Origin of the sequence: Phaeobacter sp. JH20_37 (assembly GCF_048056015.1) — a bacterium.
GTDB lineage: Bacteria > Pseudomonadota > Alphaproteobacteria > Rhodobacterales > Rhodobacteraceae > Phaeobacter > Phaeobacter bryozoorum.
In genome coordinates this window covers 883,345-905,430 of record NZ_JAYMWW010000013.1, presented here as the reverse complement: position 1 = coordinate 905,430, position 22,086 = coordinate 883,345, and the positions used below count along the sequence as shown (strand labels likewise).

Annotated in this window: 26 protein-coding genes, 1 tRNA gene and 1 riboswitch; of the genes, 14 read left to right on the top strand and 13 right to left on the bottom strand. The window is 63.5% G+C overall.

Annotated elements, in window-relative coordinates:
- The 3 genes from thiS to thiC are packed head-to-tail and all read right to left on the bottom strand — an operon-like array spanning position 1 to position 2,952.
- Entirely contained in the window at positions 1–198 is a 198-nt protein-coding gene (gene thiS / locus VWZ87_RS09145) for a sulfur carrier protein ThiS (RefSeq protein WP_340544998.1), read from the bottom strand.
- Complete coding sequence (locus VWZ87_RS09140; protein ID WP_416535516.1) at positions 167–1,141, bottom strand: FAD-dependent oxidoreductase; 975 nt, start codon at positions 1,139–1,141, stop codon at positions 167–169. The genes thiS and VWZ87_RS09140 overlap by 32 nt, the downstream gene beginning before the upstream one ends.
- The gene (gene thiC / locus VWZ87_RS09135; RefSeq protein WP_416535517.1) at positions 1,138–2,952 is read right to left on the bottom strand and encodes a phosphomethylpyrimidine synthase ThiC; all 1,815 of its coding nucleotides are present in this window, start codon (positions 2,950–2,952) and stop codon (positions 1,138–1,140) included. The genes VWZ87_RS09140 and thiC overlap by 4 nt, the downstream gene beginning before the upstream one ends.
- 121 nt (positions 2,953–3,073) lie before the next feature.
- Positions 3,074–3,202: riboswitch (TPP riboswitch) on the bottom strand.
- Positions 3,203–3,411: 209 nt separating this feature from the next.
- Between thiC and bioB the strand changes: the two genes are divergently transcribed.
- The 7 genes from bioB (at position 3,412) to VWZ87_RS09100 (ending at position 9,572) form a co-directional block, all read left to right on the top strand.
- Positions 3,412–4,389 carry a biotin synthase BioB gene (bioB, locus tag VWZ87_RS09130; RefSeq protein ID WP_416535518.1) on the top strand — a complete coding sequence of 326 codons (978 nt, stop codon included), beginning with the start codon at positions 3,412–3,414 and terminating at the stop codon, positions 4,387–4,389.
- A complete protein-coding gene (locus tag VWZ87_RS09125; protein ID WP_416535519.1) occupies positions 4,389–5,528 on the top strand; it encodes an 8-amino-7-oxononanoate synthase in 1,140 nt (379 codons plus the stop codon). Before bioB ends, VWZ87_RS09125 begins: the two co-directional genes overlap by 1 nt.
- Positions 5,525–6,244 carry a dethiobiotin synthase gene (gene bioD / locus VWZ87_RS09120; protein ID WP_416535520.1) on the top strand — a complete coding sequence of 240 codons (720 nt, stop codon included), beginning with the start codon at positions 5,525–5,527 and terminating at the stop codon, positions 6,242–6,244. The genes VWZ87_RS09125 and bioD overlap by 4 nt, the downstream gene beginning before the upstream one ends.
- Positions 6,241–7,539, top strand: a complete 1,299-nt coding sequence (gene bioA, locus VWZ87_RS09115; protein WP_416535521.1) for an adenosylmethionine--8-amino-7-oxononanoate transaminase — start codon at positions 6,241–6,243, stop codon at positions 7,537–7,539. Before bioD ends, bioA begins: the two co-directional genes overlap by 4 nt.
- 3 nt (positions 7,540–7,542) lie before the next feature.
- A complete protein-coding gene (locus VWZ87_RS09110; protein ID WP_416535522.1) occupies positions 7,543–8,163 on the top strand; it encodes a pimeloyl-ACP methyl esterase BioG family protein in 621 nt (206 codons plus the stop codon).
- The gene (locus VWZ87_RS09105) at positions 8,160–8,948 is read left to right on the top strand and encodes a methyltransferase (protein ID WP_416535523.1); all 789 of its coding nucleotides are present in this window, start codon (positions 8,160–8,162) and stop codon (positions 8,946–8,948) included. Before VWZ87_RS09110 ends, VWZ87_RS09105 begins: the two co-directional genes overlap by 4 nt.
- 96 nt (positions 8,949–9,044) lie before the next feature.
- On the top strand, positions 9,045–9,572 hold the full coding sequence (locus VWZ87_RS09100) for a DUF2478 domain-containing protein (RefSeq protein WP_340545007.1): 528 nt from the start codon (positions 9,045–9,047) through the stop codon (positions 9,570–9,572).
- A 224-nt stretch (positions 9,573–9,796) separates the two neighbouring features.
- Here the strand turns inward: VWZ87_RS09100 and VWZ87_RS09095 are convergent.
- Positions 9,797–9,880, bottom strand: a tRNA-Tyr gene (locus VWZ87_RS09095).
- A gap of 120 nt (positions 9,881–10,000) precedes the next feature.
- Here VWZ87_RS09095 and rlmB point away from each other — a divergent pair.
- From rlmB to VWZ87_RS09080, 3 genes are all read left to right on the top strand, one after another.
- On the top strand, positions 10,001–10,777 hold the full coding sequence (gene rlmB, locus VWZ87_RS09090; RefSeq protein WP_340545008.1) for a 23S rRNA (guanosine(2251)-2'-O)-methyltransferase RlmB: 777 nt from the start codon (positions 10,001–10,003) through the stop codon (positions 10,775–10,777).
- Between the two features lie 218 nt (positions 10,778–10,995).
- Positions 10,996–11,610, top strand: a complete 615-nt coding sequence (locus VWZ87_RS09085) for a YHS domain-containing (seleno)protein (RefSeq protein ID WP_340545009.1) — start codon at positions 10,996–10,998, stop codon at positions 11,608–11,610.
- Between the two features lie 367 nt (positions 11,611–11,977).
- A complete protein-coding gene (locus tag VWZ87_RS09080) occupies positions 11,978–12,448 on the top strand; it encodes a CoA-binding protein (RefSeq protein ID WP_416535524.1) in 471 nt (156 codons plus the stop codon).
- A 211-nt stretch (positions 12,449–12,659) separates the two neighbouring features.
- Here the strand turns inward: VWZ87_RS09080 and VWZ87_RS09075 are convergent, their stop codons facing one another.
- Genes VWZ87_RS09075 through VWZ87_RS09065 form a run of 3 tightly spaced genes read right to left on the bottom strand, consistent with a single transcriptional unit; the run spans position 12,660 to position 14,253 of the window.
- Positions 12,660–12,977: a phosphoribosyl-ATP diphosphatase gene (locus tag VWZ87_RS09075; RefSeq protein ID WP_416535525.1), complete on the bottom strand. Its 318-nt coding sequence runs from the start codon at positions 12,975–12,977 to the stop codon at positions 12,660–12,662.
- A complete protein-coding gene (gene hisF / locus VWZ87_RS09070) occupies positions 12,974–13,735 on the bottom strand; it encodes an imidazole glycerol phosphate synthase subunit HisF (RefSeq protein WP_340545012.1) in 762 nt (253 codons plus the stop codon). The genes VWZ87_RS09075 and hisF overlap by 4 nt, the downstream gene beginning before the upstream one ends.
- 35 nt (positions 13,736–13,770) lie before the next feature.
- Positions 13,771–14,253 (bottom strand): DUF2867 domain-containing protein, encoded by a 483-nt coding sequence (locus VWZ87_RS09065; RefSeq protein WP_416535526.1) that lies wholly within the window; start codon positions 14,251–14,253, stop codon positions 13,771–13,773.
- 273 nt (positions 14,254–14,526) lie between these two features.
- Between VWZ87_RS09065 and VWZ87_RS09060 the strand changes: the two genes are divergently transcribed.
- Complete coding sequence (locus VWZ87_RS09060; protein ID WP_416535527.1) at positions 14,527–14,973, top strand: DUF302 domain-containing protein; 447 nt, start codon at positions 14,527–14,529, stop codon at positions 14,971–14,973.
- A gap of 125 nt (positions 14,974–15,098) precedes the next feature.
- Here the strand turns inward: VWZ87_RS09060 and hisA are convergent, their stop codons facing one another.
- Positions 15,099–15,821, bottom strand: coding sequence for a 1-(5-phosphoribosyl)-5-[(5-phosphoribosylamino)methylideneamino]imidazole-4-carboxamide isomerase (gene hisA, locus VWZ87_RS09055; RefSeq protein WP_340545015.1), 723 nt, complete (start codon positions 15,819–15,821; stop codon positions 15,099–15,101).
- A 193-nt stretch (positions 15,822–16,014) separates the two neighbouring features.
- On the opposite strand from hisA, the gene VWZ87_RS09050 reads away from it, so the two are divergent.
- The gene (locus tag VWZ87_RS09050) at positions 16,015–16,401 is read left to right on the top strand and encodes a DUF2147 domain-containing protein (protein ID WP_416536739.1); all 387 of its coding nucleotides are present in this window, start codon (positions 16,015–16,017) and stop codon (positions 16,399–16,401) included.
- A 72-nt stretch (positions 16,402–16,473) separates the two neighbouring features.
- On the opposite strand, the gene VWZ87_RS09045 is transcribed toward VWZ87_RS09050, so the two are convergent.
- On the bottom strand, positions 16,474–16,725 hold the full coding sequence (locus VWZ87_RS09045; protein WP_416536740.1) for a WGR domain-containing protein: 252 nt from the start codon (positions 16,723–16,725) through the stop codon (positions 16,474–16,476).
- Positions 16,726–16,896: 171 nt separating this feature from the next.
- Complete coding sequence (locus tag VWZ87_RS09040) at positions 16,897–17,433, bottom strand: peroxiredoxin-like family protein (protein WP_340545018.1); 537 nt, start codon at positions 17,431–17,433, stop codon at positions 16,897–16,899.
- A 102-nt stretch (positions 17,434–17,535) separates the two neighbouring features.
- On the opposite strand from VWZ87_RS09040, the gene VWZ87_RS09035 reads away from it, so the two are divergent.
- Positions 17,536–18,267 carry an AraC family transcriptional regulator gene (locus VWZ87_RS09035; protein ID WP_416536741.1) on the top strand — a complete coding sequence of 244 codons (732 nt, stop codon included), beginning with the start codon at positions 17,536–17,538 and terminating at the stop codon, positions 18,265–18,267.
- Positions 18,268–18,362: 95 nt separating this feature from the next.
- Here VWZ87_RS09035 and hisH read toward each other — a convergent pair whose 3' ends face one another.
- Together hisH and hisB are read right to left on the bottom strand one after the other, a co-directional pair.
- Positions 18,363–19,001 (bottom strand): imidazole glycerol phosphate synthase subunit HisH, encoded by a 639-nt coding sequence (gene hisH, locus VWZ87_RS09030; RefSeq protein ID WP_416536742.1) that lies wholly within the window; start codon positions 18,999–19,001, stop codon positions 18,363–18,365.
- Entirely contained in the window at positions 19,002–19,589 is a 588-nt protein-coding gene (gene hisB / locus VWZ87_RS09025) for an imidazoleglycerol-phosphate dehydratase HisB (protein WP_416536743.1), read from the bottom strand.
- A gap of 203 nt (positions 19,590–19,792) precedes the next feature.
- Between hisB and VWZ87_RS09020 the strand changes: the two genes are divergently transcribed.
- On the top strand, positions 19,793–20,032 hold the full coding sequence (locus VWZ87_RS09020) for an Lrp/AsnC family transcriptional regulator (protein ID WP_340545022.1): 240 nt from the start codon (positions 19,793–19,795) through the stop codon (positions 20,030–20,032).
- 508 nt (positions 20,033–20,540) lie between these two features.
- Here VWZ87_RS09020 and VWZ87_RS09015 read toward each other — a convergent pair.
- Complete coding sequence (locus VWZ87_RS09015; RefSeq protein ID WP_416536744.1) at positions 20,541–21,893, bottom strand: aminotransferase; 1,353 nt, start codon at positions 21,891–21,893, stop codon at positions 20,541–20,543.
- Between the last annotated feature and the right edge of the window lie 193 nt (positions 21,894–22,086).

Below are 22,086 nucleotides of genomic sequence, written 5' to 3'. Positions count from 1 at the left end.
TCATCCCCCCTGCATCGGGGCGAGCACTTCGATGCGGTCGCCCTCGTTCAGCTCGGTGTCAGCGCGTCGGGTGCGGGCCACAAAGGCGCCATTCAGCGCGGTGGCGACCGATGGGCTGATATAGCCCAGCTCGCGCAGCGCAGCTTCCAGCGTCCGGGCGCTCACCTCATGCGCTTTGGCGTTCACGGTGATGTTCATCTGATGTCTCCGGTGTGAGGCGGTCCGCCACCTGCTGCGCCATCGCGGGCGCCAGCAGAAATCCGTGGCGGTACAGCCCGTTGAGGAATAGCGTCCCGCCGTCCTGATGAAGGCGGGGCAGATTGTCGGCAAAGGCGGGGCGCAGGCCTGCGCCGGTTTCCACAACGCTGGCCTCGGCAAAGCCCGGGTGCAGGGTGAAGGCTGCATTCAGCAGCTCGCTGAGCGAGCGCAGGGTAACGGGACGGGTGGATGTGCTTTCAACCATGGTGCCGCCGATCATGAACAGCCCGTCGCCGCGCGGGACGAGGTACAGCGGTATTCTCGGGTGCAGCAGCCGCAGGGTGCGGGTGAGCATGACCTCCGGGCAGTGCAGTATCGCCATCTCTCCGCGCACAGGCCGCAGACCCGTTAGCCGGTCGGCGGCGGCGATGCCCCGGCAGTCGATATCAACGCTTCCCGGCGCATCAGCCCCCAGACAGATCTCAACGCCAAGCGCAGAGACCGCCGCCGCCAGATCCCGGATCGCCTGTCGCGGGTCCAGATGTGCCTCCTGCTCAAAGAACAGCCCCTGCGCAAACCGCCCCGCCAGCGCCGGCTCCATCGTCGCGATCTCGGCCTCGTCCACGCCCCGATGCCCGGTGGTGCGGCGGGCAAAGCGGGTCAGCTCGGCCCGGTCGCGGGCAGGCGCCAACATCAGCGTGCCGCGCCTGTGGACGCTCGTGACCTTGGCCCACCAGTCGATGGCGCGGCCACCGAGGGTGATCACCGCCTCCTCGGCGCTTTCGCGTTCGCACCAGGGGGCGAGCATGCCGCCGGCATAGCGCGCGACACTGCCTGCACCGATCGCAGCCGCGCGTTCGTAGATCCGCACGGCGGCCCCGCGCTGCGCCAGCTCATAGGCGCAGGCGAGACCGGCGAGGCCCGCGCCTGCGATGGTGATCATTCCGCCGGTTCCGCAGCCTCAGGTGCAGGCACATAGAGCTCGCCGCCCTCGCGGAACTTGGCCGCCATTGCCTCCATGCCTTCCTTCTGCGCTTCGGCGCGGATGTCGTGGCTGATCCGCATGGAGCAGAACTTCGGCCCGCACATGGAGCAGAAATGTGCAACCTTATGGGCCTGTTTCGGCAGAGTCTGGTCGTGGAATTCGCGCGCAGTATCCGGGTCCAGCGACAGGTTGAACTGATCCTCCCAGCGGAACTCAAACCGCGCGCGGGAGAGCGCATCATCGCGGCGCTGCGCCCCCGGCAGACCCTTGGCCAGATCGGCGGCATGGGCTGCGATCTTATAGGTGATCACGCCGGTTTTCACGTCGTCCCGGTCAGGCAGGCCCAGGTGCTCCTTCGGCGTCACGTAGCACAGCATCGCGCAGCCGAACCAGCCGATCATCGCCGCCCCAATGCCGCTGGTGATGTGGTCATAGCCCGGCGCGATGTCGGTGGTCAGCGGCCCCAGCGTATAGAACGGCGCCTCGTGGCAGCACTCCAGCTGCTTGTCCATGTTTTCCTTGATCTTGTGCATGGCGACATGGCCCGGACCCTCGATCATCACCTGGCAGTCCTTGGCCCAGGCGATCTTGGTGATTTCCCCAAGGGTTTCCAGCTCGGCAAACTGCGCCTCGTCATTGGCGTCGGCGATGGAGCCGGGGCGCAAGCCATCACCCAGCGAGAAGCTGACGTCATACTGGCGGCAGATGTCGCAGATCTCCTCGAAATGCTCATAAAGGAAGCTTTCCTTGTGGTGATGCAGGCACCACTTCGCCATGATTGAGCCGCCGCGCGAGACGATCCCGGTCACCCGGTTCACGGTCATCGGCACCATGTGCAGCCGCACACCCGCATGAATGGTGAAGTAATCGACGCCCTGTTCCGCCTGCTCGATCAGCGTGTCGCGGAACACTTCCCAGGTCAGGTCCTCGGCGATACCATTCACCTTCTCCAGCGCCTGATAGATCGGCACGGTGCCGATCGGCACCGGCGAGTTGCGCACGATCCATTCGCGGGTGTTGTGGATGTTGCGGCCCGTGGACAGGTCCATCACCGTGTCAGCACCCCAGCGGATCGCCCAGACCAGCTTGTCCACCTCTTCTTCCATCGAGGAGGTGACGGCAGAGGTGCCCATATTGGCGTTGATCTTCACCTTGAAATTGCGGCCGATGATCATCGGCTCGAGTTCAGGGTGGTTGATGTTGGCCGGGATGATGGCGCGACCGGCGGCGATTTCGGAGCGAACGAATTCCGGCGTCACGTAGTCGGGGATATTGGCGCCAAAATCATTGCCGTCGCGGTTGCCGTGGCAGGGCGACAGCTCGCGCAGCTGATTTTCGCGGATCGCCACAAATTCCATCTCCGGCGTGATGATACCGGCGCGGGCATAGGCCAGCTGGGTTGGCGCGGCGCCGTCCTTGCCGCGCAGCGGGGCAGGCTTCACCGGGAACTCAGGCACCAGCCGGTCGCCCACGACAAAACCGTTGTCCTCTGGCTTCACATCGCGGCCCTGATAGCTCTCGACGTCGCCGCGCGCGAGGGTCCACTGGCGGCGCAGGGCGGGCAGGCCCTGGCGGATATCGGTCAGCACATCCGGGTCGGTGTAGGGGCCGGAGCTGTCATAGACCGGCAGCGGCGCCTCGCCCGCAGTGGGGTGGGTGGCGATCTCGCGCATCGGCACGCGGATGTCTTGATGGACCTCGCCTGCAACGTAGATCTTGCGCGATGCAGGCAGGCCACCTGTGGTGATCTTTGGGTTGGGGACGTTCATTATGGTGCTCCTCGAAGCCTAGACTCAGAAAAGACACCAGATGAGGCTTGGCTCGGGAAACAGAGGGCGCGCGGCCCTCTTGTTCGGTCAACGCAGGGTGGTCGGGGTGTATTTGTCCCGGCGCCGTGCATGCCTAGCTTCCTACGCCAGTATCAACTGGGTCAGGTTCAAAGGGTCGCGCCGCCGGTTTGGGTTGCCCCGCACCAAAACGCCTCTCAGTCCCCTTGGCGGGACTCCCCTGCGTGCCTTAGGGGTAGGGGAGATGCTGTCATCCCGTCAACCTGTAATTTTATAGATTATTTATATGTATAAATAACAATGCGCTAAATCCAAGATGACTCCTCCGGTGGGGCAAATCGCTGCATCGCAGCTTTACGCTTGATCGCAACCCTGCAAGTTATCTATAAAACCGCAACGCCATCCGCGCATGGCCGACAGGTATAGAGAACAGGAGACAGCATGCTGGACGCTGCACCCATCCGCACCGACTGGACCCGCGAGGAAGCGGAAGCGATCTACAACAAGCCGTTCATGGATCTGCTGTTTGAGGCGCACAGCGTGCACCGACAGTATTTCGACCCCAATCAGGTGCAGAAATCCAAGCTCCTGAGCATCAAGACCGGCGGCTGCGCCGAGGATTGCGCCTATTGCTCGCAGTCGGCGCGCAACGGCGCGCAGCTCTCGGCCTCCAAGCTGATCGAGGTGCAGCGAGTGATTGCCGAGGCCAGGAAAGCCAAGGAAGGCGGCGCGACGCGCTACTGCATGGGGGCCGCCTGGCGTTCGCCCAAGGACCGCGACATGGCCGCACTTGAGGCGATGGTGCAGGGCGTCAAGGATCTGGGCATGGAAACCTGCATGACGCTGGGCATGCTGGACGAGGAGCAGGTGTTCCGCCTGCGCGATGCAGGGCTGGATTATTATAACCACAACATCGACACCTCGGAGCGGTATTACTCCGAGATCATCACCACCCGCACCTTTGCCGACCGGATCGACACCCTGAACCGGGTTCGCGAGGCGGGCATCAAGGTCTGCTCCGGCGGCATCGTCGGCATGGGCGAGCAGCAGCTGGACCGCATCGACATGATGCTGGCGCTGGCGACGCTGGAGGTGCATCCCGACTCGGTGCCGGTCAACATGCTGATCCCGATCGCCGACACGCCGCTCGCCAATGTCGAGAAGCTGGATCCGATCGAATTTGTCCGCTCCGTGGCGCTGGCCCGCATCCTGATGCCGAAATCCCACGTGCGCCTGTCGGCCGGCCGCACCGATATGTCGGACGAGATGCAGGCGATGTGCTTCTTTGCCGGCGCCAACTCGATCTTTGTGGGCGACACGCTGCTGACCGCCGACAACCCCGAAGAGGACAAGGACCAGCAGCTGTTCGATCGTCTGGGCATCACCGCCATGGCTGCGGGTTGCGACGGCAGCCGCTGATGGCGGGCGCCTTCCTAAGGCATGAGACATCGCTGGAAGCGCTGCGCACACGCGGGCGCTACCGGCAACTGATGCCGCGGGACGGGCATGACTTTGCCTCCAACGACTACCTTGGGCTGGCGAGCAGCGATGTGCTGCGTGCCGCCGCCGCTGACGCACTGGCGCGCGGCGTGCCGGTGGGCGCGGGCGGTTCGCGCCTTTTGCGTGGCAACGATGCGGAGCACCAGCTGCTGGAGACGGAGGCGGCTGCGTTTTTCGGAACCGAGGCCGCGCTGTTCATGGGCGGCGGCTTCAATGCCAATCAGGCGATCTTCTCCACGCTGCCGCAGCAGGGTGATCTGGTGCTTTATGACGCGCTGATCCATGCCAGCACCCACGACGGGATGCGGCTGGGCCGGGCAGAGACCCGCAGCTTTGCCCACAGCGATGCGGAGGACGCGGCACGGGTGCTGAAGGACTGGCGCGCTGAGGGCGGCACGGGGCAGGCCTGGATCGCGGTTGAGGCGGTCTATTCCATGGACGGCGACCTGGCGCCGCTCGGTGCGCTGATGGCGCTGGCGGATGCAGAGGGCGCCGTGCTGGTGGTGGATGAGGCGCATTCGACCGGCGTGTTCGGCGATCTGGGTCGCGGACTGGCACATGACATCGCCCACCGCTCCAACGTCCTTTCCTTGCACACCTGCGGGAAGGCGCTGGGCGCTTCCGGCGCGCTGATCTGCGGCCAGCGGGTTTTGATCGAGACTCTGATCAACAAGGCGCGCGGCTTCATCTTCGCGACCGCGCCGTCGCCGCTGAACGCGGCGCTGGTGCGGGCCGCCTTGCAGGAGCTGCAACAGAACCCGGGCCGCCGCGAGCGGGCGTGGCAGGGGATTACTCATGCGCATGATGAGGCCAAACGCCAGTGCGGGCTGGAGGGTTTCCAGAGCCAAATTCTGCCGGTGGTGATTGGCGACGATAAGCGCACCATGACGCTGGCCGCGAGGATGCAGGCCCGCGGCTATGACATTCGCGGCATCCGCCCGCCGACGGTGCCGCGCGGCACCTCGCGGCTGCGGCTGTCGATCACGTTGAATACGGGGGCAGAGGTCATCACCCGGATGTTCGAAGACCTCGCCCGGGAAATGGAGAGTGCAGCATGAGCGCGCTGATTGTCACCGGAACCGATACCGGCATCGGCAAGACCATCTTTTCCGCCGGTCTGGTGCAGGCGCTCGGTGCCACCTACTGGAAGCCGGTGCAATCCGGGCTGGAGGAGGAGACCGACAGCCAGATCGTCGCCCGCCTGTCGGGCCGCCCGGCGCTGCCGGAGGGGTACCTGCTGCAACTGCCCGCCTCGCCGCATCTGTCGGCGGAGGCCGAAGGGGTGGAGATCGACCCGGATACGCTGCCGTTGCCCGAGGTGAACGGCGTGCTGGTGGCCGAGGGCGCGGGCGGGCTGATGGTGCCCTTGAACCGCAAGCTGCTGTACCTCGACCTGTTCGTCCGCTGGTGCGCACCGGTGATCCTCTGCGCCCGGACGCAGCTGGGCACGATCAACCATACGCTGCTGTCGCTGAAGGCGCTGCGCGATGCAGGCTGTCCGGTGGTCGGCGTGGCCTTCATCGGCGACGCGGAACCGGCGGTGGAGGAAACCATCTGCCAGTTCGGCCAGGTCGCGTATTTGGGACGGCTGCCCTTCATGGAAGAGCTGAGGGCCACGCCCGAGCCTGGGCGGGTGCGAAGCGCCCTCCCGGGGGGAGGGGCGGGCGCGGCCCGGTCTATCGACCGGACCAGAACGGTGCTCGAAGATACCTTTGCCGAAAGCATCAACGTGGACCTGATCAAGGAGGCCTTGGCCCAAGGAGAGATGGCATGAGTGCGGCAGACCTCACCCAGCTGGAATTCGACCAGCAGCACCTCTGGCACCCTTACACCAACGTCGCCAAGCCTGGCCCGACCTTTGTGGTGAAGGAAAGCGAGGGCATGTACATCACGCTGGACGACGGCACAAGGCTGATTGATGCCATGTCGTCCTGGTGGTGCATGATGCACGGCCACAGGAACCCGGCAATCACCAAGGCGATCCACGCCCAGCTCGACACCCTGCCGCATGTGATGTTCGGCGGGCTGACCCATGACCCCGCCATCGACCTGGGCCGCAAGCTCTTGGAGATCACGCCGGACAGCCTGACGCGCATTTTTTACTGCGACAGCGGCTCGGTCTCGGTCGAGGTGGCGATGAAAATGGCGGTGCAGTACCAGCACGCCATCGGGCAGCCGGACCGCCAGCAGTTCGCCACCATCCGCGCCGGCTATCACGGCGATACCTGGAAGGCGATGAGCGTCTGCGACCCCGACACCGGCATGCACCACCTGTTTCAGGGCGCGCTGAGCGTGCAGCACTTCGTCTCCCGCCCGCCGGTCCGCATCCATGAGGACTGGGTGGACGACCCGGCCCGGAACGGCCTGGGTGAACTGCGCGATGTGCTGGATGCCAACGCAGAAAGGATCGCCGCCTTCATCCTGGAACCCGTGGTGCAGGGTACTGGCGGTATGTATTTCTACCACCCGGAATATCTCAATCAGGCCCGTATCATTTGCGATGAGCTGGGTATCCTTCTGATCTTCGACGAAATTGCTACCGGCTTTGGCCGCACCGGAGAGCTGTTTGCCACCAATTTCTGCACTGTCGAGCCGGACATCATCTGCCTCGGCAAGGGGCTGACCGGCGGCCATATCTCATTTGCCTGCACCATGACCAACGACCGCGTGGCGGAGGGCATCGGCGGCGGCAACCCGGGCCTGTTCATGCACGGGCCGACTTATATGGGCAATCCGCTGGCCTGCGCCGCGGCTAAGGCCTCGCTGGACCTGCTGACCGGACAGGACTGGCGCGGCACGGTGGCGGCCATCGCTGAGCAGTTGCAGGCCGAACTGGCCCCGGCCCGCGATCTACCCAATGTGGCTGATGTGCGGGTCTTGGGCGCCATTGGTGTCATCGAGATGAAGCACAGCGTCTCGGCGGATGAGGCGCACGCCCGCGCGCATGAGATGGGCGTGTTCCTGCGCCCCTTCGGCACCAACATCTACACGATGCCGCCCTTCATCACATCGCCGGAGCAACTGAGCGAAATCACCGCAGGCATGCTGCGGCTGGCGCGGGAACTCTAGGCGATGGAATTCCGCTGGCTCAAACAGAACGAGGCAGCCGAGGCCATCGTGGTCTTCGGCGGCTGGGCGATTGGGGCGGATGTTTTTGCGCATCTCACCGGCCCTGAGGATGTTCTGTTTGTCAGCGATTTCCGCAGCCTTGATGCCGATCTCCCCGATCTGTCTGGCTACGATCATGTCACGCTGCTGGCCTGGTCTTTCGGCGTTGCGGGTTATGCCCATTGGCAGCAGGGGCGCGGCGATCCCTTTGATCGCAAGGTCGCGGTCAACGGCACCCTTGCGCCCGTGGACGAGACGCGCGGCATCCCGCCGGAGGTGATGGCCAGGACCGCAGAGGGGCTGAGTGAGCAGAGCTTTGCCCAGTTCCTGCGCCGGACATTCAATGCGCCGCAGTCTCCCCATGAGATCGACATTGACGCTCGCCGGGCCGAGCTGCATGCGGTCGCGCAGCGCGGACCGGCGCCGGCTGTCGGCTTTGATCTGGTCTGGATCGCTGGGCGGGACCGAATCTTTCCGCCCGCAAATCAGCACCGGGCCTGGGCGGGCGTGGCGCTGAGGGAGCTGCCCACAGCCGCCCATGCGCCGTTTGATCACTTCGACAGCTGGCAGGCCCTGCTGTCATGAGGGATCTGCCCCCCCCAACCGTGGATGCCGCCCGCGTGGCCCGCGCCTTTCGCCGTGGGCTTGGGAGCTACCACGATGCTGCCAGCGCGCAGGCACAGATCGCGGCAGAGCTGTCGGCGCTCCTCGCTGCACATATCGGCACCTCCCCCGTCGCACATCTGTTTGAATTCGGGGCAGGGACCGGCCATCTGACCGATGCGCTGTTGCGGGATCTGTCGGTCCGCCATCTCACGCTCAACGACCTTGTGCCAGAGGCAGAGGCAGGCCTTCAGCCGGTTCTGGCAGCGCATGGGCAATCGGCGCTCCTCCTGCCGGGACGGATCGAAACCCTCGCGCTGCCCGAAAACCTGGACCTGATCGCGGCTGCCTCGGTTGTGCAGTGGATCGGCGACCTGCCTTCCCTCCTGCAAGGGTTTGAGACCGCGCTGCGCCCCGGTGGCTGGCTGGCGCTCTCTGGCTTTGGGCACGCGCATTTCCACGAATTGGTCGCGCTGGGGTCCGGGGCGGCGGCGCCCAACTACATGGATCACCACGAATGGGCGCAGCATCTGCCGCCGGGACTGCGACTTGTCGAGTTGCGGCAGGCTCCGATCACGCTCAGCTTTGAGACCCCGCGCGCCGTGCTGCACCACCTGCGGGCAACGGGCGTGAATGGCCAGTCTCGGGGAGGCTGGACCCGCAGAAGGCTGCGCCAGTTCGAGGAGGACTATCGTCGCCGCTTTGGCCATCAGGGGGGCGTGCGGCTGACCTATGATCCGGTGCTGATGCTGGCACAGCGTGTCTGATGCCAAAGTCGTGTATCGCGCGGCAATCGGGCCTCTGGCTGTCATGTGCATTTGGGGTTAGCCTGCGGGCACGCAATTTCCTAGCAAGAGGCCACAATGCATCTGTCCTACGTGATGACCCAGGAACGCGGTGCCACCGATAAACTGCTCAGCGCCCTGGCGGAGCGGTTGCAGGCCGATGGGCTGCGGCTGGCTGGCATCGTCCAGACCAACACCGAATGCTACGACAGCCAGCTCTGTGACATGGATGTGCGCGTTCTGCCCGCGGGCGAAACCATCCGCATCTCGCAGTCTCTCGGCCCGGAGGCACGCGGCTGCCGCCTGAACCCCGAGGCGCTGGAGCGCGCGGTTGGACAGGTCACGGCAGCGCTGGGGCAGGACCCGGCGCCGCAGGTTCTGCTGGTCAATAAATTTGGCAAACACGAAGCTGACGGGCGCGGGATGCGCCCCGTTATCGGCGAAGCGCTGGCGCGCGGCGCGGTTGTGGTTTCAGGTGTGAACCGGATGAATGTGGAGGCGTTTCAGAGCTTTTCCGACGGGCTGGCACAGGAGGCCGAACCGGACCTTGAGGCGTTGGTGAGCTGGGTCCATTCCGCCGTCGCACAGGCCGAACAGGACCGCTGAAGCCTTCGCGTCCAACCTCCAATTCGATGAGGCCGGTGCAGATTGCTGCGCCGGTTTTCTTCTGCCGCAGCCACGGATCATCAGCAGATGACATGGAAAGCGGCTCAGCGGCTGAGCGTCTTGATGTGCCGGAATAGTGATATGTATCAGAGGCTTGCGAGATGCGCCCATGGTCCGGGCGGCTGCCACCATCTTCTTGCTTACCGATGCTGAAAGAGAGAAGATGGTGGGCGACCCTGGAATCGAACCAGGCGTGCGTCTCCGCGAGGGAGTTACAGTCCCCTGCCACACCTTGCGGCCTGTCGCCCACAATCAGTTGCGTGTTGCACCTGATGTGGAGGCGTGATTACAAGCAGGCCAAAGGGGCGTCAACAGGAAAATCGCCAGATTTTCACACGGGTCCGGATTTCTTTCTGCTGGAGAGCAAAATGTCTAAAAAACCCAAATGGGTCGTCGAAAAAGAGCAGTCCAAAAAGGCAGCCTCGGCGGAAACGGTATGGTTGTTCGGTCTGCATGCGGTGCGCGATGCGCTGCTCAATCCCAAGCGCGAAAAACTGCGTCTGATGGTGACCCAGAACGCCGAGGCGAAACTGGCCGATGCCATCGCCCAGTCGGGCATCGAAGCCGAGGTGATCGACCCGCGCAAGTTCAATCCGCCGATCGACAAACAATCCGTCCATCAGGGCGCGGCGATGGAGGTCAAGCCGTTGAACTGGGGCGGTCTGGCGGAAAACTGCATCGGTGCGGAACGCCCGCGTGTGGTGCTCCTGGACCGGGTCACTGATCCGCATAACGTCGGTGCCATCCTGCGCTCGGCCGAGGTGCTGGGCGCCAGCGCCGTGATCGGCACGCGGCATAACTCGGCACCGGAAACCGGCGCCCTTGCCAAAACCGCCAGCGGCGCGCTTGAGCGCCAGCCCTATCTGCGGATGCGCAATCTCGCCGATACCATCGTCGAGTTGCAGCGGATGGGGTTTCTGGTGCTCGGCCTTGATGGCGAGGCGGAAGAGACCATCGAAACCGTGCTTGAGGGGCGCAAGGGGGATCCGGTAGCCCTCGTGCTGGGGGCAGAAGGGCCGGGCCTGCGCCAGAAGACCAAGGAAACTGTGGATCATCTGGTGAAGATTGACGCGGCGGGCGGATTCGGATCGCTGAACGTCTCCAATGCCGCGGCGATTGCGCTTTATGCCTCTATTGCGCGCTAAGCCTTGCCTGCCTGTCGATGCCGCCAGCTGAACCGCTAGCGGCGGCCCAGCCCCGATCAGGGGTTGGGCGCATCTGTGCAAAGGTCACGGATCCATCACAAATGCGTATCCACCCTTTGCAGCGGCCTGCGCGCCGGGCAGACTTGGCCGGGTAAGAGCGACTGTTCTTGCTGCGCTTTAAATTCAACCCCAGTTTCCTGACAAGGACCTGCACGCCTGTGACGTTTTCGACTGCCATCATCTGCCGGAGCTGGCGCGCCTGCGCACAGCCCGTGTTGGGTGCCTCGGCAGAACTGGTGGCTGGTTGGCTGGCCGGTTGGCTGGCCGGTCTGGTGGTCGGCGGGGCCGCGTCGCGAAGCGATGCCAAGGCGGGATCCAGGCTCGCCGCCCTGTGCCTGGGCGCGCTGATCACCCTGGCCGCAGCGATGCTGACAGCCACGCCAGCACGGGCGGAGGTTGCACTGGTCTCCGCGCCGCGTGGGCTGGCGGTGGGCGGCCATGACGTGGTGGCGTTCTTTCAGGATGGCGCGGCAATCCCCGGTCAGCAAGACCATGCGATCCTGTGGCGCGGGGCGATCTGGCGCTTTGCCTCATCGCAGAATCAGGAAGAATTCGAACGCAATCCCAGAGCTTTTGCGCCACGATTTGGCGGCTATTGCGCCTATGCGCTGTCGCAGGGATATCTGGCGCCCGGCAATCCGACGCTCTGGGTGATTGCCGACGGGCGACTCTATCTCCTGAACAACCCCAGCGCATTGGCCGCCTGGGAGGCGGAGCGGCTGAGGTTGATCGCTGATGCCGAACAGCAGTGGCCAGCCGTCCTGCGCAAATGACCGCCTCGAACGCCTGCTTGTGCTATGGACCTATGTGACTGGCCCCGCAGGAGAAATGTCACGAATTTGAGAGGATCCCTTTCAAAACGCGATGACCATCCCATATTATTAACAGACTGCGAATTGGAACCTTCGCAGATCTTTTTCACTGTCCCTCGTTCCATACCTCGCGCCCAGGTTTGTCCTGGGCGCTTTTTTATTGTCTGACCGGGCTTTATCTCTCGTTCTTGCGCCAACAGGCTGGTCCGCCAGCGGGCGTCAGAGCCGTTGCAATTCATCTTGCACCTCGTGTCCCAGCCGATAGGGTCAGGCAGATCGAAGCGCGATGAGGGCGCTTCGATACAAGGCCAGAACAGCCGGGGGAGCGATGCCAGACTATTCCGATCGACATCTGAAGGACGTGCTCACACGCAGCAAGACCATTGCCGTGGTCGGGGTCTCCACGAACCCGGTGCGTCCCAGCTACTATGTGGCCCGCTATCTCGGGCTCAAGGGCTATCGCGTCCTGCCGGTGAATCCCGGTCATGCCGGCAAAACCCTGTTCGGCCAGACCATTCACGCCAGTCTACGGGACATCGACGAGCCGGTGCATATGGTCGACATCTTTCGCCGCTCAGAGGCGGTCCCACCCATTGTCGAGGAGGCGCTGGAGGTCTGCGAGGGGCTGCAGACGATCTGGATGCAGATCGGGGTCGAACATGCCGAAGCGGCTGAACGAGCCGAGGCGGCGGGCCTCACCGTGATCCAGAACCGGTGCCCCAAGATCGAATATCAGCGCCTGTTTGGCGAGCTGCGCATGGGTGGGTTTGCCACCGGAATCATCTCGTCGAAACTGTGATGCCCGACCGCCGGGCAGGGCGCTCCCGCCCATTCCCGCCGCCCTGACGGGCGGCATACACGGTTGGGCCGGGCGCCGCTGCGCGGCGCAGACGATGTGTTGGGATCCCTCGAAGGGCCTTAACGATTGTAGGGGTCTTTGCGCGTCAAGGGCAAGCCGCCCGTGCCGCGCGGAGGCTGCGTCTCCCCTGATCCGCCGCATGGCCTGGATTTCAGCCCTTGGGGCGGGCGGCCTTCTCGGCGATGCCGCTCAGACCCTGACGCTCGGCCAGCACCTGTAGCACATCATCCAGCGCCACATCGCGGGCCGCCAGCATCACCAGAAAATGATACAGCACATCGGCGCCCTCGGAGGCAAGTCCGGCCGCGTTGTCCTTCACCGCCTCGATGATGGCCTCAATGGCTTCCTCGCCGAATTTCTCGGCGCATTTCTCTGGACCCTTGGCCAGCAGTTTGGCGGTCCAGCTGCTCTCCGGATCAGCCCCCTTGCGGGACAGAATGGTGGCTTCGAGATCGTGCAGCAGACTCATGTCAGCCTCATCGGGATACCGGCCTTGGCCATATGCTCTTTGGCCTCCTGGATGGTATATTCGCCAAAGTGGAAGATCGACGCCGCCAGAACCGCGCTGGCGCCGCCTTCGGTGACGCCCTCGACCAGATGGTCGAGCGTGCCAACCCCGCCAGAGGCAATCACCGGCACGTCCACCGCATCCGAAATGGCGCGGGTGAGCGGCAGGTTGAAGCCAGATTTCGTGCCGTCGCGATCCATCGAGGTGAGCAGGATTTCCCCGGCGCCCTTGGCAACGACCAGCCGGGCGAAGTCCACCGCATCAATGCCGGTTTCGCGGCGCCCGCCATGGGTGAAGATCTCCCATTTGCCGGGGGCCACGGTCTTGGCGTCGATGGCGCAGACGATGCACTGGCTGCCAAACTGATCGGCCGCCTCGCGGATCACATCCGGGTTGGCCACGGCTGCGGAATTGAACGACACCTTATCGGCGCCTGCCAGCAGCAACGCGCGCACATCATCCTTTGTGCGCACCCCACCGCCCACGGTCAGCGGCACAAAACACTGCTCTGCGGTGCGTCGCACCATATCGAACATGGTGCCGCGATTTTCGTGGGTTGCATGAATGTCGAGAAAGCAGATTTCATCCGCGCCTGCCGCGTCATAGGCCTTGGCTGCCTCAACCGGGTCTCCGGCATCGCGCAGGCCGACAAAATTGACACCTTTGACCACGCGGCCGTCAGCCACGTCGAGACAGGGGATGATACGGGTCTTCAGCATGGCGATCCCTTTGCCGCTGGGGGTGCCTTGTGTCTTTACTGCGCGGGTGGTTGGGATGCAATCATCGGGCGGTGCCGCGCGATGCGGCGCATGCTGTCACGGATGATCAGGATGTGAAACGGCATCACCAGCGCCAGATAGATCCGTCCCAGCAGATTGTGACGATGCACCCAGGTGGCCATGTGAATCCGTCCTTCGTGCCGCAATACGGTGATACGGAAATCGAGATGAGCATCATCGGCGCCCAGGATCAGCTCGCGGCTGTCCTCGAATGTCACCGGAAAAATCGCGCCCTCGCCGCTGTCGCTCACCTCGGTCTTCAGTCCGAGCGGGCGGACCAAGGCATTGCGCAGCCGCAGGAGTGCGGCTGCCCAGCCCGGCATCGACAGGCCGATATCGGCGGCCTCGCGCGGGGTGAGCGGACTGTCGACCGCATAGCCATCGACAAAATCACCGGGCGATACCATCTGCCACAAACGGGCGCTGTCTGGGAGGCGGGTCTTGCGGACGCGGGGCATGGGAGAACTTTCGTGTCTGTGATCGCAACCGGAGGCGCCGATTGCGCTGTCGCCGCGCAATAGACGCCATTACGTGAGGAATGGAAAGCAGGCGCGGTGCCGCAGGCCGCGCGTGGCCTTGGGGTGTCGACCGCTGGTCTTGCCTGGCAGAGGGTGGGCCACAGAGGGGCAGTCAGGTCAGCGACACTCTGCCGATGCCTGAGATGTGAATTGCCTGTTTGCCCCGCTTGGCCTGTGCTGCTGGCATGTTGTCATTTTCTCGGAGCCATCGCCATGATCAAATCCCTCGCCCTTGCCGGAACTCTTGCTGCGCTCTCCGCGATCCCGGCCGCAGCCGAACTGATGACGGTTCCGAGCCCGAGTTCCGTGTCTGACACCATGGATGCGCTACAGACGGCGGTCGAAGGCGCCGGGGCCACGGTTTTTGCCCGGGTGGACCACGCTGCGGGTGCGGCAGCCGTGGATATGTCCCTCGCCGAGGCGCAACTCCTGATCTTTGGCAATCCCAAGCTGGGCACCCCCGCGATGCAGGCGGATATCCGGGCGGGGCTTTTCCTGCCGCTGAAGGTTCTGGTCCATGAGGATGCCGAGGGGCAGGTCTGGCTGACCTATGAAAACCCGGCAGAGATGCTGGCGGGTCTGGATATCGCGGCTGATGCCGATGTCATCGCCAAGATGCAGGGCGCGCTGGCAAAACTGACGGCGGCCGCCGCGCGCTGATCCGCTGCGGGGGCAGCTGGAGCCAACCGGGAGCGGGGGCCGGGGGCCGGGGCGGGGGCGCTGCCCCCTCTGGGCCTTTGGCCCATTCACCCCCGGGATATTTTCGGCCAGAAGAAGACCAGGTCTCAGCCCTTCAGGATCTTCAGCGCCTGCGCGAGGTCGATGGCCCCATCGTAGAGGGCGCGGCCGGAAATCGCGCCATTGAGCGGCGCGCCGCAGGATTTCAGGGCCTGCAAATCGTCGAGCGAGGACACGCCGCCCGAGGCGATCACCGGGATGCTGACGGCATTGGCCAGATCTGCCGTTGCCTCGATATTCGGCCCCTTCATGGCGCCGTCGCGCAGAATATCGGTGTAGATGATCGCGGCAACACCTGCGTCTTCGAAGGATTTTGCCAGATCCGTAACCATCACATCGGTTTCCTCGGCCCAGCCTTTGGTCGCAACGCGGCCATTGCGCGCGTCAATGCCGACGGCAACCTTGCCCGGGAATGCACGTGCCGCCTCGCGGACCAGATCGGGATTTTCCACCGCCACGGTGCCAAGGATCACCCGCGCCAGCCCCTTGTCGATCCAGCGTTCGATGGTCGCCATATCGCGAATACCGCCGCCCAGCTGTGCGGGCACCTGGCACCGTTTCAGAATGTCCTCGACCGGGGCCGCATTGACCGGCTCGCCTGCAAAGGCACCGTTGAGATCGACCAGATGCAGCCATTCGCAGCCTGCGGCGACAAACTCCAGCGCCTGCGCTGCCGGATCGTCGTTGAAGACCGTTGTCTTGTCCATATCGCCATGCAGCAGGCGAACGGCTTGCCCGTCCTTGAGATCAATTGCGGGGTAGAGGATCATATCGCGTGCCCTTATCGGTACTGCCAGAACTGTCTGAGCCGGGGCCGCCGCCTCCGGTCGCCGGTGATCGGGGGCGGGCCTGCTCTGACGCCTCTTTTGCACAAGGCGGCCCGTGATTGCAACGCGACCCGAGGTCAAGCTTGCCTGAATTGCCTGTTGGCGGCCAGACTGGCTGCAAAAGGGAGGATGACACATGAAGAAACTGGCACTTGGCGTGACATTTGCACTGGGGCTGGCGGGCATGGCCGCGGCGGATCCGGTGCTGGGCACCTGGAAGACGCAGACGGATGACGGCTCTTATGCGCATGTCACCATGGCGCCCTGCGGCGCGGCGGTCTGCGGCAAGATCAGCCGGACCTTCAATGCCGAGGGAGAGTATAAATCCCCCAATATCGGCAAGACATTGGTGATCGATATGGTGGCCAATGGCGACGGGTCTTATGCGGGCAAGGTCTGGCGGCCGTCGAACAACAAGATCTACATCGGCAAGATGAACCTGTCGGGCGCATCGCTGGCTCTGCGGGGCTGTGTCGCGGGCGGGCTGATCTGCTCCAAACAGACCTGGAGCCGCGTGAAGTAAACAGCCGGAGTGCTGTGAGCGATCGGACGGGCGGCGTGGACGGTATGTCTGCGCCGCCTTTTTTGTGCCCGTCTAGAACAGCCCCAGCTGAACCGGAATCGGGACAAAGCCGCGTTTGATCTGACGGTCGCGCTGCTGCGCCGCTGCGGCCAGCGCGATCTCCTGCGAGGCATAGTAGCTGCGCCGCTGCTGCCCTCCGGCCTCACCCAAGGGCCCGCTGGTCTGCTCGACACACCATTCGCCAAACAGGGTTCGGCTCAGATGCAGCACGCAATAGCGGTGCTGGCCTTCCTGGTGGTCGAATTTTTCAAGACGGATCTGCACCGGACGGTGACCTGCAAGCGACTGGGATATCTGGGTCTGCGGTGTATGCCCTTGTGCGGCACCGCTGTCCATCCATTCTTGCCCGGATTTCTGCCTGTCGACCTGAGGCAGGTGGCGATCCGGCCACAGCACGCCGTGGCCGACAGGCGCCGCGACCTGGCGCAGCCCGCGTCAGACGTCGCCGTCGTATTCGCCGCGCGCCGGATAGTCGTTGGCGATGGCGAAATCCAGCGCCGATACCAGCTCTGAAAAATGCGGCCGGACAAAGGGCATGGTCTGCACCGACCCATAGTAGAGCGTCTGCTCAGGGGTCACCATGAACAGGCCCGGTTCGGAGAACAGCGCCGGCTCCTCGATCCCGATTGATGTCTTCCCGCGTGAGGTCGACAGGTACAGGCCCCATTGGCGGGCGACATTCAGGGGCAGATCATAGCCAAACCGTAGGTTCTTCGCCTCGATCTTCTCGGCCATCGCGCGGGTGCGCTCTTCGCCGTCCGAACTGACCGCAATGCAGTTCACGCCACGGCTGGCGAAATCGGCCACCCGTTTTTCCAGTTCCTTGAGGTAGTTGGCACAGATCGGGCAGTGCAGTCCGCGATAGAAGCAGATCACGGTGCCGCGCTGGCTGTCTTCCCGCGACAGGTCAAACGGTCCATGGTCCAGCGTTGGCAGGGTCAGATCGGGCGTGGGTTGGCGTGGCATCAACATGTTGTCGCTCCTTGTTCGAAGTCAGCCCTGGGGGCTTGTCTCGAAGTATGACGCAGCATAGTATCAGATAAATCCGAAAAATCTGATGGAAACACCGATATCATGGACCGCCTGACCACATTGATGGAGCGTTTCCAGCTCTCCGTTCGCGCTGCCGCACCGGGAGAGGCCAATCTTATCGCTCTGGCGGATGCGTCGGGGGAGCCGGTGCGGCTGCTCTACAGCAGTTGTGATGATGCCCCGGCGCAGCCGCCAGACAGGGTGATGTGGGCGGCACGGGTGGATTGGTCAGGGCGCCGCAATCCGCTCATCGCCGCACTGCCCGGGCTGGTGGATTATGACATCGCCGACAAGCCGGAGGCCCGGGATCTGCTGCGGTTGATGCGGGACGAGGCTGATGCGCAGCGCTGCGGGGCGCAATCGGTGATCAACCGGCTGGGGGAGGTGCTGATGGTGCGGCTGCTGCGGCATCAGATCCGCGAGGGTGCTACGGAGCCAGGGCTGCTGGCAGGGCTGTCCGACCCGCGTCTCAGCCGGGCGATTGTGGCGATGCACGATCACCCCGGCCGCCTTTGGAGCAATGCCGATCTGGCCGAGGTCGCCGGCCTGTCGCTGTCCCGCTTTGCCGAGCTGTTCGGGGCCGCTGTCGGCGAAACCCCGATGGGGTACCTGCGCCGCTGGCGGTTGATTCTGGCGCATCAGGATCTCACGCGCGGCGACCGGGTGGAGGCCGTGGCCCGCCGCTATGCCTATGCCAGCCCCGAAGGCTTCAGCCGTGCCTTTCGCAAGGCCTATGGTGCGGCGCCGCTCTCGCTGCGCAGGGCAGCGGCCTGATCGCGCCCCGCCTGTCATCTTTTCATAAATACTCAAAAACAAAAGCCGCCTGTGCAGCAGGCGGCTTTTTCATATGCTGCGGGTCAACCGCTGCGTCACGGTCGCCAGGTCAGAAAATTCCCGATCATCCGCAGGCCGATATCCTGGCTTTTCTCCGGGTGAAACTGCATCCCCACCATGGTGTCGCGCCCGATGACGGCCGTGACATCGCCGCCATAGTCCACATGCGCCAGCCGTTCCGCCGGATCGGTGACGCGGAAATGATAGGAATGCACGAAATAGCAGTGATCGCCTGAGGAAATACCATCAAAAATCGCGTGGTCATGGTCGATCACCAGATTGTTCCAGCCCATATGCGGCACTTTCAGACTGTGGTCGCTGGGGGTGATCTTGACCACATCGCCCTCAACCCAGCCAAGGCCGGGCGTCTCGCGATACTCATGACCGGTGGTGGCCATCAGCTGCATACCGACGCAGATGCCGAGGAAGGGGCGGCCGTTCTGCTCGACCGCCTCCACCATCGCCTCATAGATGCCGCGATGGCCGCGCAGTTCTTCTGCGCAGGCCGGAAAGGCGCCGTCGCCGGGCAGCACCAGCCGATCGGCCCGCGCCACCACATCCGCGTCAGAGGTCACGATCACCTCGCCGCCATTCACCTCCCACGCCATGCGCTGAAAGGCTTTTTCGGCGGAGTGGAGATTGCCCGATTCATAGTCGATGATCGCGGTCAGCATTTACAGAGCGCCTTTGGTGGACGGGATCGCATCCGCCTTGCGCGGGTCGGTCTCAACGGCGGTGCGCAGCGCGCGCGCCACCGCCTTGAACGCGGCCTCGGCAATATGGTGGCTGTTGAACCCGTGCAGCTGGTCGATGTGCAGGGTGATGCCGCCATGGGTGCTCAAGGCTTGAAAGAACTCGCGCACCAGCTCGGTATCAAAGCTGCCGATCTTCTGGGTTGGCAGCTCAACGTTCCAGATCAGGAAGGGGCGTGCCGACAGATCCAGCGCACAGCGCACCTGGGCGTCATCCATCGGCAGGTGGCATTCGCCATAACGGTTGATGCCTTTCTTGTCGCCAAGTGCGGCAGCCAGCGCCTGACCCAGTGCAATGCCGGTGTCCTCCACCGTGTGGTGGTCGTCGATGTGATAGTCACCCTTGGCGCGGATGGTCATGTCGATCAGCGAGTGGCGCGACAGCTGGTCCAGCATGTGATCAAAGAAACCGACGCCGGTCTGATTGTCATAGGCACCAGTGCCATCGAGGTTGATCTCGACACTGATCTCGGTTTCGGCGGTCTTGCGGGTGATCTGAGCGGTACGCATGGTCGGCATGTCCTTGATATCCTGCCGCTGCTTATAGGGGCAGGGCGGGGCCGCGCTCAAGCCTGCCGCGTCAATTGGCCCAAAACTGTTGCGCCAATTGTCTGCGGCCAGCCTCTCATGCCCGTCGCCGGGGATTGCCTCTGCTGCGCCCGCATGCCAGCTTGGCGCGCAAACCACGCATTCCCAAACAGTTGAGGGCCATCATGTCCACCTGCGTCTTTATCCAGATCCGCTGCAAACCCGGCACCACCTACAAAGTGGCCGAAGAGATTGCCCTGCGTGAAATCCACTCCGAGCTTTATTCCACCAGTGGCGATTATGATCTCCTGATGAAACTCTACATTCCCAGCGATCAGGATGTTGGCAAATACATCAACGATCAGCTGCTCGATATCGAGGGAATCGAACGCTCGCTGACAACGATGACCTTCAAGGTGTTCTGACCTGGGATCCGGCTCAGAGGCTCAGACAGGAAGCTCTGCGGCCCGCAGCCTGTCAGGCAGAACTTCACGCAGAGTTTCAGCCAGACTGTCCGGCGGCAGGGAGTGACGCGGTCCGTGCCGCCTCACGTCCCATGCCCCGGTTCCCCCGACCTACCGGATACAGTGGTCCCCGGACCCATTGGTCTCCGTATCCCACAGGTCCCGGACCATCAGGTTCCCCCCGAAACCATCCGACCACAGGGCCATGCGGGATCGCGAAATGCGCTGGTGCTGAAATGCAAGGCTTGGAACACCCTTGGGATAAGACAAACCTCGCAGTAATTTGTGATCCTTTCACGGGGAAAAACCGCAAGATTGTGACATTATCGGATGTCGCACAGATCTCGCGGGTGTCGCTATCAGCCTGTTGTCTGGCGAGGCGGAGGTCTTGGGGGCGATAAAAAAGCAGCGCCTCAGCCGGGGCGCTGCTCCAGTCGGTCCGTCGTTGCACACTGGGGCGTCTGCGGCCTCAATGCGCCAGGTGACCGGCTGCCTTCAGCTCTTCGAAACTGGCGTCGATTGCGGTTTTCAGGCGTGCCAGCATGTCGTCCACCTCATCCTTCGTGATGATCAGCGGCGGGCAGAGCGCGACCGCATTCCCGGCCACGGCCCGCAGGATCAGACCATTGTGCTGACACAGCCTTTGCGCGGTGGCCCCGGCAAGACCCCTGTCAAAGCTTGCGCCGGTGGTCTTGTTCGAGACCAGTTCCAGCGCCGCGATCAGCCCCTTGCCGCGCACTTCGCCCACCAGCGGATGATCTGTAAAGATCTCGCGCAGCTGCGCCTGCATGTAGCTGCCAACCTCGGCGGCGTGGTCGAACAGATTGTCGCGCTCGTAGATTTCGAGCGTCTTCAGCGCGGCGGCACAGGCGACCGGGTGCCCGGAGTAGGTATAGCCATGCCCAAACACGCCGACCTGATTGGTCTGATCCACCATCGCCTCATACATCCAGCCCGGAATGACCGAGGCCGAGATCGGGAAATAGGCCGAGGACAACTGCTTGGCAAAGGTCATCAGATCCGGCTTGATGCCCATGGTGGTGCAGCCGAAATCGGCGCCGGTGCGCCCAAAGCCACAGATCACCTCATCGGCCCAGACCAGAATGCCATATTTGCGCAGCAGCGCCTGTAGCCCCTCATAGTAGCCCTCCGGCGGCACGATCACGCCAGAGGCGCCGGTGATTGGCTCCACGATCATCGCCGCAATCGTGTCGGGATCTTCCGCCAGGATCTGGTCTTCGAGGTTCTGAAGGATGCGCTCGACAAACTGCGCCTCGGTCTCATTGCCCTTGCGGGCGGTGTAATAATGCGGCGAGTCGGCGCGCAGGATCGACAGCGCCTCCAGCGGGGCATCAAAATGCGCAAGATTCGCGGGCAGGGAGGTCAGCGAGCCGGCTGCAACCGTGACCCCGTGATAGCCGCGCTCGCGGGTGATGATCTTGCGCTTCTCCGGCTTGCCGATTGCGTTGAAGTAATAGCGCAGCATCTTGTAATGGGTGTCATTGGCGTCGGAGCCTGAGTTGCCAAAGAAGATATAGGCGTTCTCCACCGGCACCATCGCGGCCAGCTTCTTCGCCAGATCCTGGATCGGCTGATGGGTCTTGCCGCCAAAGGTGTGCGAAAATGGCAGCTTATGCAGCTGCTCGGTGATCGCATCCATCACTTCGGTATTGCTGTAGCCCAGCGATGTACACCAGAGCCCGGCCAGCCCTTCGATATATTTGTTGCCCTCGCTGTCGAACACATAGATGCCCTCGCCGCGCTCAAGGCAGAGCTGTTCGGTGGCGGTGAAATTGGTGGTGGGATAGATGACCGGGGCCATGGGCTGTTGTCCTCCTGAGCTGAAGCGCCAGACCTGCGGCGCATAGGCGATGGGGCTCTGGCCCCTTTGGCACAGCATTGGCGGGTTTTGAGAGTCGCGTCAAAGGAATTTGATCAAATGTTCGCGCAAGCGCATCGTGGCGCTGATCCGGGTGCGGAAACGCAAAAGGCCGCTCGGAAAGAGCGGCCTTTGC